We start from the raw sequence: 12,243 nt of genomic DNA, 5'->3' as shown, positions 1-12,243 counted from the left end.
GGCGCGTCTCCTACAATGATCGCGTGACGACGACCCCTGCTTGTTTCGGTGCCATTGAGGCCGGCGGTACAAAATTTGTTTGTGCCGTCGGCTCGGCGTCTGGTGAGATCCTTCAGCGGGTGCGCCTCGACACGCGTGGGCCGGCTGAGACGCTGGCAGAGGTGCTGGGCTTCTTCCAGGCGGTCGTCGCCACGCAGGGCCCCCTGCAGGCGCTGGGCATCGGGACCTTCGGACCGATCGAGCTGGACCCCGCCTCGCCCCGCTGGGGCTGCCTGGGCGCGACGCCCAAGCCGGGTTGGGGGGGATATCCGCTGGCGACCACGCTGCAGGACGCGCTGGGCTGCCCGGTCGGGCTCGACACCGACGTCAATGCCGCCGGTCTGGCCGAGGGCCTGTGGGGCGCCGGGCGCGGGCAGGACCTGTTCGTTTACGTCACGGTCGGCACCGGCATCGGCGGGGGCGTGCTGGTGGCCCAGACGCCTCTGCGGGGGCTCTCCCACCCGGAACTGGGCCACATTCCCGTGCGGCGCCACCCGCTGGATACAGAATTTTCGGGCAGCTGCCCGTTCCACGGGGACTGTCTGGAGGGCCTGGCCAGCGGCAGTGCCCTCCAGGCGCGCGGCGTGGGGCGTCTGGACGATCTGCCGGCCGACCACCCGCTCTGGGAAATCCTGGGCGATTACCTCGGCCAGCTGGCCGCCAACCTGTTCCTGACAGTGAGTCCGCAGCGCCTGATCATCGGCGGCGGGGTCGGCCAGCATCCGGCGCTGCTGACCCGCGCGCGCACCCGGACGGCGCACTGGCTGGGGGGCTACCTGCGCCCGGAGACGCTGCCGTTCGAACTGGAAAGCCGCCTGGTGCCGCCCGAACTGGGCGATCGGGCCGGTGTTCTGGGCGCGCTGGCGATCGCCGCCCGCCGCCAGCCGGCCCCCGCCTGCGGCTGACGGGGCGCCCCTTCGCTCATGGCACGCGATACCCGCTTGGTCCGCCCGCCTCGCTCCGAGACATCCGACACCGACGCGGAACCCGCGCGCTGCCAGAATCCAAGATCATCGGCCGCCCTGGGTAGGAAATCCTCGGGAGTGTCTCACCATGGCCCGATTGCCGTATTTTCAGTTGCTGCGCCGAGGAGTGCGCCCCGCCATGATCGCCCCCATCTTCTTTCTGGCCCTGAGTGCCAGCGTCGTCACCAGCAGCGTGCCGCAAGGCGCGAGCCTCCCCGAAGTGCCCGCACTCGCACCGATTGGCCCGAGGGTATCACTGCCCCTGACCGTCATGGCCTCGCCGCACCAGGACGATCGCCCGGCCGGCGCGGTGATCGACACGATCATCCTGCACGACACGGAAACCCCCGGCGTCACGCAGGCCCGCACGATCGTGAACTGGTTCCAGCATCCCCGTTCTTTCGTGAGCGCGCACTACATCATCGGCAAGGCCGGGGAGCTGATCCAGTGCGTGCCGGACGAGCGACGCGCCTGGCACGCGGGGCCGAGCAAGTTCGAGGGGCGCGAGAAGGTCAATGACTTCTCGCTCGGGATCGAGCTCGTCAACGCCCAGACCGGCAGCGACCCCTTCAGCGACGCCCAGTACCGCACCCTGAGCGTGCTGACGACTGACCTCGTGCAGCGTTACGGGATTCCCCTGGAGCGCATCGTGGGCCACCGTCACGTGACCAACTACCCTGGCATCAAGAAGGATCCGGCCGACAACTTTGACTGGGCGCGCTACAAGCGGGGGGTCGCCGGCCTGCTGGCCCAGGGCACCCAGGTGGTGCGCCAGGTGTCACCGGCGACCCAGGCCCGTCAATAGCGGACACCAGGCGGATTTCGCCAATTCGATATCCAGTTTTTCAATTAATATTAACCGTTTGCTAAGAATAAAAACCTCGACCGGGCCGGATAAGCCCGTTAGCGGGAGCGCTCGTGTTCCCGGCGCCTGGGGAGGTTTTGTTCGTGACCAGACACATCGTGCAACGCGGCGAGACGCTCTCGGCGATCGCCGCCACCTACGACACCTCGATCCGGCGCCTGATGCGGCTCAACCGCCTGACGGATCCGCACCGCATCCACGCGGGCGACACGCTCACCCTGCCGGCGGAGGCGCGGCGCCCGGCGCCTGATCCGGCTCAGCCGACGCCTCCCGCAAAACCCGGCACGGCCAAGCGCCCCCTGAGCGAAGACCGCCTGCTGCTGCAAACGGAACGCCCCCGCCACGCGGCGCGCCAGGACGTCGACCGGCTCGCGCGCGACATCGAAGCGGAGAAGCTGAACCCCCGTAGCCCGTTCCTGCGGCAGATGGTGCCGGCCGCCCTGGCGATCGAGGCCAAGTACGGCTTGCCTGCCAAGGTGATCCTGGCGCAGGCCGCGCTCGAATCGAACTGGGGCAAGGCCGCGATCGGCACCTACAACGTGTTTGGCATCAAGGGGCGTGGCTCCCAGGGCAGCGTCATGGTCTCCACCCGTGAACACCTGCGCGGTCGCTGGGTGCGCACCCGTGAACCGTTTGCGCGTTACGGCAGCTTTCACGAGGCTTTTGAGGCCTACGCCCGCACGCTTCACAACGGCCGCTACCAGCGAGCCCTGGCCGTGAAGGACAACCCCGTGCGCTACGCCAAGGCGTTGCAAGGGGTCTACGCGACGGATCCAGGCTACGCCAGCAAGCTGATCGCGATCATGAAGAGCGCGCTGGGGATGTAAGCCCGTTTTATATTGAAAGCTTAACCTGTCTTTTCTCATCCGAAACTCCCCCGGAACCGGCTGGCGCGACACGGAAGGGGGAGGGGTCTGCCCTCCCTGGCCTTTCGGACGGAGACGCGCGCCTTGCATCCTTTGACCGCTCTGCGGCCCCCCCTCACCGCCCCGACGGGTGCGATCGCCGCCCGCGCGGCCCTCGCACCCGTCGGCGGCTCGCCGGTGGCGTCGTTTCCGCAGGACCAGCTCTCGCCGGGGCGCGCCACCGCGATCCTGCGCTTGCAGGCCCTGCTGGCGGCTGAGGCGACCCTGCCCTTGCAAAATGGGTCGCGCAGCCAGCTGCTGCTGCAGCCCCAGCCCACCGGCAAGGGCACGGTGGTGCTGCTGCACGGCTGGTCGGCCGGCACCTACCAGTATGAGCTGCTCGCCCCCCAGCTGCTGGCGCAGGGCTTCGACGTCTACATCCCGCGCCTGCCTGGTCACGGCTTCCAGAAACCCGACGGCAGCGCTGATGCGAGCCAGTTGCTGCGGTCCCACGAGTTCATGGGCTACCGGCAATTTGCCGACGAGCTGATGGAACAGGTGCGCGGCCTCGGAGGGCCGATCCAGGTGGTGGGGCTGTCCGGCGGCGGCAACGTGGCGCTGGACATGGCGGCCCGCTACCCGGAACTGAAAGGCGCCGTGGTCATGGCCCCCTATCTGGGCAGCGCCGATCCGAAGGCGCGCTTCGGCCACCATCTGATGTGGGGCCTGGACCAGCTCACCTTCGGCCAGGGCAGCCGCTTTCTCAACCGCCTGACGCACAGCTGGGGGCCCACGCCGACGCATTCGGGGGCGGGCCACTGGGAGCACCCGGTCGGCGCGATCTATGCGATCGCCCGCTACGGCGATGCCGTCATGCAGGCCTTGCCCAACACCCGCGTGCCGATCCAGTTCATCACCACGGCCAACGACCGCGCCGCCTCACCGCGCCTGATCGGCGAGGCGTACGTGCGCACGGGGGGAGCGGCCCGCAACGGATTTTTCGAATTCCCAGCCTCCGACACCGTGCCCCACCCCATGCTGCATCCGCTGACCAACCCGAACGCGCGCGCGATCGAAACCCTCAATCAGGTGAGCCTGCGCTTCCTCGACGGCGGACAGTTCAGCCAGCAGCCGCCTGCGCCACAGGGTTGAGGGCCGGTTTCTCTCCGCCGCCTCATCGCGACGGTGGCAACAGCTGCAACCACAGATGGCCGTACGGCCCCAGCGTGAGCGGATAGGGTTCATCGCCGAAAGGTGGGAAGGGGCGAGCGCCGGGCAGGGGCACGACCCGCCAGCCCGTGTGAGCAGAAAGCTCGAGCGCCGTGGCCTGTGCGACCGGCGACATGTTGGCGACCACCAGCACCGCTTCATGCGCCATGGTGCGCAGAAAAGCCAGGATGGCGGGGTTTTCCGGCGCCAGCAGCACGAATTCGCCGCGGCGCAAGGTGACGTGCTCGGCCCGCAGCCGCAGGCGCTCGCGCAGCCAGTGCCAGAAGGACGACGGATTGGCCCGGGCCGCGGCCACGTTGGCCACCAGCGGGTGATACGGGCCCGGATCGCCGGGCATCGCGACCCGCAGCTGACTCGGCGGCGCCGCCGAGAAGCCGAAATTGCGCCCATCGTCCCAGGCCATCGGCAGGCGCACGCCGTGGCGGTCCGGCCGGTGGATGTCATCGCCCATGCCGATCTCATCGCCGTAATAGAGCACGGGCGCGCCGGGCAAGCTCAGGAGCAGGGCGTGCAGCAGCTCCACCCGACGGCGATCGCCCTCCAGCAAGGGCCAGAGCCGCCGCCGGATGCCCACGTTGCAGCGCATGCGCGGCTCCGGGGCATAGGCGGCCCACATGGCCGCCCGCTCGACTTCATCGACCATTTCGAGCGTGAGCTCGTCGTGGTTGCGCAGGAAGGTGGCCCACTGACAGCCGGGCGGCAAGGGGGGCGTGCGCGTCAGCACCTGTGCGATCGGGTCGCGGCGTTGCTGGGCGAGGGCCAGAAACAGCCTCGGCATGAGCGGAAAGTGAAAGTTCATCGGCAACTCCGGCGCTTCCGGCGTGCCGAAATAGGGCAACACGTCCTCCGGCCACTGGTTCGCCTCACCGAGCAGCAAGGCCTCGGGAAAACGTTCGGCCAGCCGGGCGCGCAACCGACGCAGGAACGCGTGGGTCTCCGGCAGGTTTTCACAGGAGGTGTTCTCGCGCTCGAACAGATAGGGCACCGCGTCCACGCGAAAGCCATCCAGGCCGAGTTCCAGCCAGTGTTCCAGGGTCGCGAGCATCTCGGATTGCACCGGCGGATGGTCGTAATTGAGGTCCGGCTGCGAACTGAAAAAGCGATGCCAGTAGTAGCGGCGGGCTTGGTCGTCCCAGGCCCAGTTGCTGCGCTCGGTGTCGGTGAAGATGATGCGCGCCTCCGCGTAGCGGCCAGGGTCATCGCTCCAGACGTACCAGTCATGGTAGGGATGGCCAGGCCCCTCGCGCGCGGCCTGAAACCAGGGGTGCTGGTCCGAGGTATGGTTCAGCACCAGGTCGGCAATCACGCGCAACCCCAGGGCGTGGGCGTCGCGCAGGAAGACCTGGAACTCGGCCAGGCTGCCAAGGTCGGGGTGAATCGCGCGGTAGTCGCTGATGTCGTAGCCATCGTCGCGCAGCGGTGAGGGATACATCGGCAGCAGCCAGAGGCAGCTCACCCCCAGTTCGGCCAGGTAGGGCAGGCGTTGGGTCAGGCCTTTGAAATCGCCGATGCCATCGCCATTGCCATCGCAGAAGGTGCGCGGCGCCAGCTCGTAAAAGACCGCCTCGTGATACCAGGCCGGAGCTTGTAACACCACGCGTCTTCCTCCCCACGCCCCTGGGCACGGCGGCCTGCTGAGGCCAAACGGGCCGAAACGGCCGGCCGCGATGGGGGCCATGCCCCAAACGTAGCCGATCCTGCCCCCGGGCCGCAGCCGACAGGCGAGGGCCCCTCCCCAGCGGGCAGGGCATGCGCCATAATGTGGGGGCCCGGGCGTGCTGCTCCCCGACGAACAGTCGCCCGATCGTCCCCGCATCACCCGCCGCACTGCCGGCGCGCCCCAGAGAGGACTTCCCGATGTTTCGTCGCACCGCCTTGGCCGTGGGCCTGATCATGTCACTGGGTGTCGCGTCGCCGGCTGATGCCGCCAGCAAGCTCAAGCCGATCAAGCCGGCGCCGGAGTTCACGCTCAAGCACAGCAACAGCGACAAGTCCTTCTCGCTCAGCGAGATGAAGGGCAAGGTGCGCCTGATCGACTTCTGGGCCACCTGGTGCCCGCCTTGCCGGGAGGAGATTCCGGGCTTCATCGCGCTGCAGAAGAAGTACCAGGCCAAGGGCCTGGAGGTGATCGGCATCTCGGTCGACAAGGGCGGGGCCGAGGTCGTGAACAATTTCGCCAAGGAACAGGGCATCAACTACACCATGCTGATGAGCGATCCCACCGTCGAGGCCGCCTACGGCAACATCCGCAGCATCCCGACGACCTTCCTGGTCGACCGTCAGGGGCAGATCGTGAAGAAGTACGTGGGCTCCACCGCGATGGAGGTCTTCGAGGCCGACCTCAAGGCGCTGCTGTAAGGCGACCCCGGTGAGCGGCGGCCTGTCCTGGCACTTTCCCGCGCCACCCGAGGTGGCGTGGGAGACGCTTGAGGCTACGGTGCAGGCCGCCGGCATCACGATCGAGCGCCCTTGTGGCGAATGCCACCCGCACCACCCCGAAATCATCTACCCGATCGACTACGGCTACGTGAACGGGGTGCCCGGCGAGGATGGCGAGCCGCTGGATATTTTTGTGGGCCGCGCACCAACAGGCCTGGTGGCGGTGGCGCGGACAATCGACCATCGCAAGGGCGACACGGAACTCAAGCTGCTCTGGAACTGCGGGCCTGAGGAGATCTACCTGGTGCACGGCTTTTTGAATTTCTCCCCCGCTCACATGACCGCCACGCTCCGCCTGCGCCAACCGCTGCACGACATGGGGCGTCGCGGTTGAGCCTCAGCCATCCGCGTGAGAAGCCCCCGATGAACGAGCCCCCTGAATCCTCGCCCCGCTTGCGGGTGCGCGCCGTGGCCACCCTGCTGTGGACGGCGGGGCTGCTCGTCGGGCTGTGCGTCCCGCCCGTTCAGGCGGCTCCCCTCCAGGCCCTTTCGGCCGAGGAGGCGGCTCGGCTGGCGATCGCCACCAGCCCGACGCTGCGAGCGCTGGAAAAGGCCAGCGAAGCGGCACGCGCCCGCGCGCAGGCGGCCGGAGCCTGGAGCAACCCTGCGCTGGTGTCCCAGTTTCAGAGTTCCCCTGACCTCGGCAACCACATGCTCACCTTCGGCCTGCGCCAACCGCTCGACTTCCGTCAGCTGGCCCAGCAGCGGCGGGAAGCCGCCGAGGACGAGGCGCTGACGCTGGAGCTCCGGCTGGCGGCCACGCGACGGCAGGTCGGCTTCCAGGCGCGCCGCAGCCACGTCTCGCTCTGGCTGGCCGAAGCGGGCGTGCAGGACCACAGCCGACTGGTGGGCTTCCTGCAGGGCGAACTGGCCCGCGGGCAGCGCCGCGTCGCGGCCGGCGCGCTGGCCGCCCACGAGCTGATTCACACCGAATTCGAACTGGCCATGGCCCGGCAAAAGCTGAACCAGGCGCAGGCCAGCGGTGAGCGCGCCCGGGCGCAGCTGAACCTGCTGCTCGGCCGCCCGGTCGATGCGCCCGTGACGCTGCCGGGCATGGATCCGGCCGTGCCCGCGCCGCCCGGTGAGCTCAAACGCTGGATTCAGGAAGCCCTGTCCCGACGGGTCGAACCCCGCGCCGCCGAACTGGCCGCCCGGCGGGAACGACGCGGCATGCGTCTGGCCGAGTCGCTGCGCTTCGGTGAAGGCGAGCTCGACCTGCAGGGCGGCACGGCGGGCCCCTTGCTGGCGCCGCTGCTTTACGGCGCCTTTGCCCTGCCCGTGCCACTCTGGAACGACTACCGGGCCGAAGTGGCGGCCCACGCCGCCGAGGCCGCACGGCAGGACGCCGAGCGAACGGCGGCGGAAGCGGCGATCGCCGCGGAGGTAACCGACGCCTGGCTGGAAACGCGCCTGGCCGCGGCCCGCGTGCGTGAAATTTCAGACGGTGCGCTGGCCCTCGCGCTGCACGCCGTCGAGAAAGCCGAAGCACGACTGAAGGCCGGGGCCGGCACGGCGGTCGAGTTGCTGACGGCCCGCCAGGAACGACTCGAGGCCGAGACGGCCCATCGAACGGCCCTGCTCAGCTACCACCTTGCCAGGCTGCGCCTGGAAGAAGCCTGCGGGCGTTGAACGCAAGCCCTGCCACCAGGAGACCGTCTCTGTGCCTGTCCACCCTCATCGTCTGCTCGCCCTGACAGCCCTGGCGCTGGCCCTCGTCGCCTGCCGGGGAGAGGCGCCGCCCGCGGAACCGAGCGAAGCCCCCCAAGACTCCGCCGGCGGCACGCTCCAGCTGAGCGAGGCGGTGCGCCAGCACCTGGCACTCCAGCTCACGCCCGTGTCCCGGCGCGACTTTTCCCTGGAGGTCAATGCCTTGGGCGACGTGGTGACCCGCCCTGAATCGGAAGCCGTGGTCCACGCCCCGCTCACGGGCCAGCTGGCGGAGGTGCGGGTCGGCGTGGGTGACGCCGTCACGCAGGGGCAGACCCTGGCGATCATCCGCAGCGCGGAACTGGGCCGGGCGCAGGCCAGCTACCTGAAGGCCCTCGGCGAAGCCCGGCTGGCCCGGCGCGAATGGGAGCGCCAGCAGCGCCTGTTCGCGGACACGCTGGCCTCCCGTCGCGAGCTGGAAACGGCCGTGCAGGAGCGCGACGCCAGCCAGATTGCCCTCTCGCAGGCTGCGGAGGAGCTGCGCCTGCTCGGTTTCGACCAGGCCCAGATGGACGGCTTGGCGCGTCGGGGACACGTCGACCCGCTGCATCGGCTGCGCGCCCCGGTCAGCGGGCTGATCACGCAGCGTCACGCGACCCGGGGCGATCGGGTCGCTCCGGAGGATGCCGAACCGCTCTTCGCGCTGGCCGACATGCGCACGGTGCGAGTCGAAACGGACATTCCGGAGCGCAACTGGCGCCTCGTCCGGGCCGGCCAAGCCGCCCGGATCGCCGTCGATGCGCTGGGGGGCAGCGAGATCGCAGCGCGGGTGGTGCGCGTCGCCCCGCTGCTGGATGTGAACAGTCACACGGGCAAGGCCCTGATCGATGTGCCCAATCGCGAAGGGCTGCTGCGGCCGGGCATGTCGGCGCGCGTGCGCATCGACACCGGCCGCGTGCGCAGTCTGGCCGTGTCAACGATGGCCTTGTTGCAGGAGGGAGAGCGCAGCTTCGTGTTTGTGGCTGAAGGCGAGGACCGCTTCCGCGAGGTGACGGTCACGCCCGGTGCGCGCAACGGCCAGTGGGTGGGCATCACCACAGGCCTCACGCTCGGTCAGCGCGTGGTCAGCCAGGGCGCCTTCGACCTGCAGTCCGAGGCCCGCAAGGCTTCGTTCGGCGGAGAGTGACGCCGTGATTGAAAAACTGATTCACCTCGCCCTGGCGCAGCGAGCGGCCGTCCTGATCACCACCCTGGCCCTGATTGCCGCCGGCGTGTGGTCCTTCCTCAAGCTTCCGATCGACGCCTTTCCGGACGTCACCAACGTGCAGGTTCAGGTGCTGGCGGAAGTGCCCGGCATGGCGCCGCCGGACGTGGAGCGCCTGGTCACCTTTCCGCTCGAACTCGAGCTGAACGGCGTCCCGCGCGTCACCCAGGTGCGCTCGATCTCCAAGTTCGGCCTGGCCGTGATCACGGTGGTGTTCGAGGACCGGGCCGACATCTACTTCGCCCGGCAACAGGTGGCGGAACGCCTGACGGTGGCGCAGAGCGCCCTTCCCGACAACGCCAAGGCCACGCTCGGACCGATCGCCTCGGGCATGGGGGAGATCTTCCAGTACACGCTGGAAGGTCCCTACGACCTGATGACCCGACGGACCGTACAGGAGTGGCTGATTCGCCCGCAACTCCGCACGGTGCCGGGGGTGACCGAGGTCAACACGCTGGGCGGTCTGCTCAAGCAACACCACGTCGAGATCCGGCCGGATCGCCTGGCGGCCTATGGCCTGACCATCCAGGACGTGATCGACGCGCTGGCGCGTAGCAACCGCAATGCGCCGGGCAATTATTTCGAACGGGGCGACGAGCAGTTCCTGGTGCGCGGTCTGGGCACCATCACGCAGGCCGAGGAGCTGCCCCAGACCCTGGTGGCCGTGCGGGCCGGGCGGCCGGTCTACCTGCGCGACGTGGCCCAGGTGGGCATCGGCGCAGCCCCGCGCCAGGGCGCGGCGACCCGCGACGGCGCGGAGACGGTGGCCGGCATCGTGATGAAGTTGCGCGGCGAGAACGGCCGCGAGGTGATCCAGCGGGTCAAGGACAAGCTGGCCGAGGTCGCGCCGGCCCTGCCCCCGGGCATGCGCATCAAGCCCTTCTACGACCAGAGCGAGCTGGTCGAAAACGCGGTCGGCACGGTCGAACGCGCCTTGGTGGAGGGCGGCGTGCTGGTGGTCGGGGTCTTGCTGTTCTTCCTCTGGCACGTGCCAAGCAGCCTGATGGTCGCGGTCACCATCCCGCTTGCCATGCTGTTTGCCTTCCTGATGATGCAGGCGTTCAACCTGCCCGGCAATCTCATGAGCCTGGGCGGCCTGGCGATCGGGCTGGGCATGATGGTGGACGCCAGCATCGTGATGGTCGAGAACATTTACCGCCACCTGCACGACAAGCGCGGCAGCCAGCCGGTGCTGGCGGTGGTAGCGGAATCGGCCACCGAGGTGGGACGCCCGATCGTCTTCGCGATTGCCATCATCATCGCCGTGTTCCTGCCCCTTTTCACGCTGGGCGGCCTGGAAGGCAAGATGTTCGCGCCCATGGCCTTCACGATCGGCTTTGCCCTGTTCGGCTCGCTGGTGCTGGCCCTGACGCTGGTGCCGGTGCTGGCGTCGCTGCTGCTGCGGCGTGACACGGCCGCGCACGAGAATCCGCTCCTGCACGGCCTGCAGGCCGCCTATGCGCGCTCCCTGAAGGGGGCCCTGGGCCAGGGCAAGGCCGTCGCGGGCCTCGCCCTGGGGGGCCTGCTGGTGTCGCTGGCCATGGTGCCGGGCCTGGGCACCGAATTCCTGCCCAGCATGGACGAGGGCAGCAGCGTGATCACGGCCTCGCGCCTGCCCAGCGTCTCGCTGGCCAAGGCCAACGCCCAGGCCAACGCGGTCGAACGGGCCCTCAAGCAACTGCCGGAAGTGCTCTCGGTCACGACCCGCACCGGACGGGCCGAGGTGGCCAGTGACCCGATGGACGTGGCCATGAGCGACATCTTCATCCAGCTCAAACCCCATCTGCAGTGGGTCAGCGCCCGCACCAAGGCCGCCCTGGTGGAGCGGATGGAGGCCGTCACACGACACATCCCCGGCATCGGGCTCAGCTTTGGGGAGCCCATCGCGGTGCGCGTCGACGAGCTGGTCAGCGGGGTCAAAAGCCAGGTGGCCGTCAAGCTCTTCGGTGAGGACCTGGAGGTCCTGCAAGCGAAGGGCACGGCGATCCAGGCTGCCCTGCAACGCGTGGCCGGCGCCAGCGACGTGAAGACCGAACAGCTGAGTGGCCTGGCCCAGCTGCAAATCAGCTACGACCGGGCCCGCATGGCCCATTACGGCCTGACCAGCGAGGACCTCGGCACGGTGGTGGAGGCGGCCATCGGCGGGCACGTCGCGACGGAGTTGCTGGAGGGCCAGCGTCGCATCGGGGTGGCCGTGCGCTTGCCTGCTGCGCTGCGCAGCGACGTGGAGGCGCTCGCAGCCATCCCGGTGCCGCTCACGGGCGGTGGCCGGGTGCCGCTCGGGCACGTGGCAGATATCTCGCTGTCGCAGGGCCCGGCCGTGATCAGCCGGGAAAATGGTCAGCGCCGCGTGGTGGTGGAGTGTAACGTGAATGGCCGCGATATCGGCTCGTTCGTGGCCGATGCCAAGCGGGCGATCGCCCGTGAGGTCCCGCTGCCGTCGGGCTACATCCTCAGCTGGGGCGGCCAGTTCGAGAACCAGCAGCGGGCCATGGGCACGCTCATGATCGTGGTGCCGATCGTGCTCGGCCTGATTTACCTGCTGCTGTTTCTGACCTTCGGTTCGCTCCTGCGGGCCGGCGTGGTGCTGCTGAACGTGCCTTTCGCCTTGATCGGCGGGATCGCCGCGCTGGCGGTCAGTGGCCAGCACCTGTCCGTCAGCGCCAGCGTCGGCTTCATCGCCCTGTTCGGCGTGGCCGTGCAGAACGGCGTGATCATGATCAGCACGATCGACAAGCTGCGCAGCCAGGGGCTGGACCTGCAGGTGGCGATCGTGGAGGGCGCCGGGATGCGCTTGCGGCCCGTCCTGATGACGGCCCTGGTGGCCAGCCTGGGACTCGTGCCGCTGGCCCTGAGCAGCGGCATCGGCGCGGAAATCCAGCGCCCGCTGGCCTGGGTGGTGATCGGCGGGCTGTTCAGCTCCACCGCGCTGACGCTCTACTTGCTGCC

At 69.0% G+C, this 12,243-nt stretch carries 10 protein-coding genes; 9 read left to right on the top strand and 1 reads right to left on the bottom strand.

What is annotated here, in order from left to right; genetic code table 11:
* Positions 1-23 precede the first annotated feature (23 nt).
* The 4 genes from VKP62_13360 to VKP62_13345 all read left to right on the top strand — a co-directional run bounded on the left by VKP62_13360 (position 24) and on the right by VKP62_13345 (position 3,866).
* Positions 24-944: an ROK family protein gene (locus VKP62_13360; protein ID MEB3198182.1), complete on the top strand. Its 921-nt coding sequence runs from the start codon at positions 24-26 to the stop codon at positions 942-944.
* A gap of 148 nt (positions 945-1,092) precedes the next feature.
* Positions 1,093-1,809, top strand: coding sequence for an N-acetylmuramoyl-L-alanine amidase (locus VKP62_13355; protein MEB3198181.1), 717 nt, complete (start codon positions 1,093-1,095; stop codon positions 1,807-1,809).
* 143 nt (positions 1,810-1,952) lie between these two features.
* A complete protein-coding gene (locus VKP62_13350; protein MEB3198180.1) occupies positions 1,953-2,696 on the top strand; it encodes a glucosaminidase domain-containing protein in 744 nt (247 codons plus the stop codon).
* Positions 2,697-2,819: 123 nt separating this feature from the next.
* The gene (locus tag VKP62_13345) at positions 2,820-3,866 is read left to right on the top strand and encodes an alpha/beta fold hydrolase (protein MEB3198179.1); all 1,047 of its coding nucleotides are present in this window, start codon (positions 2,820-2,822) and stop codon (positions 3,864-3,866) included.
* Between the two features lie 22 nt (positions 3,867-3,888).
* On the opposite strand, the gene treS is transcribed toward VKP62_13345, so the two are convergent.
* Positions 3,889-5,538: a maltose alpha-D-glucosyltransferase gene (gene treS, locus VKP62_13340; protein MEB3198178.1), complete on the bottom strand. Its 1,650-nt coding sequence runs from the start codon at positions 5,536-5,538 to the stop codon at positions 3,889-3,891.
* A gap of 263 nt (positions 5,539-5,801) precedes the next feature.
* On the opposite strand from treS, the gene VKP62_13335 reads away from it, so the two are divergent.
* From VKP62_13335 to VKP62_13315, 5 genes are all read left to right on the top strand, one after another.
* A complete protein-coding gene (locus tag VKP62_13335) occupies positions 5,802-6,302 on the top strand; it encodes a TlpA disulfide reductase family protein (GenBank protein MEB3198177.1) in 501 nt (166 codons plus the stop codon).
* Between the two features lie 10 nt (positions 6,303-6,312).
* Positions 6,313-6,717 carry a hypothetical protein gene (locus VKP62_13330; protein MEB3198176.1) on the top strand — a complete coding sequence of 135 codons (405 nt, stop codon included), beginning with the start codon at positions 6,313-6,315 and terminating at the stop codon, positions 6,715-6,717.
* 29 nt (positions 6,718-6,746) lie between these two features.
* A complete protein-coding gene (locus tag VKP62_13325) occupies positions 6,747-8,012 on the top strand; it encodes a TolC family protein (GenBank protein MEB3198175.1) in 1,266 nt (421 codons plus the stop codon).
* A gap of 31 nt (positions 8,013-8,043) precedes the next feature.
* Complete coding sequence (locus VKP62_13320; GenBank protein ID MEB3198174.1) at positions 8,044-9,216, top strand: efflux RND transporter periplasmic adaptor subunit; 1,173 nt, start codon at positions 8,044-8,046, stop codon at positions 9,214-9,216.
* A gap of 4 nt (positions 9,217-9,220) precedes the next feature.
* Positions 9,221-12,243, top strand: a 3,023-nt coding sequence (locus tag VKP62_13315) for a CusA/CzcA family heavy metal efflux RND transporter (GenBank protein ID MEB3198173.1), incomplete at its 3' end; no start/stop codon positions are given.

This window comes from Candidatus Sericytochromatia bacterium (assembly GCA_035285325.1).
In the GTDB taxonomy this organism is placed as follows: domain Bacteria; phylum Cyanobacteriota; class Sericytochromatia; order S15B-MN24; family JAQBPE01; genus JAYKJB01.
Note: the sequence above shows the minus strand (reverse complement) of the source record. Positions and strands in the feature narration are given on the sequence as shown.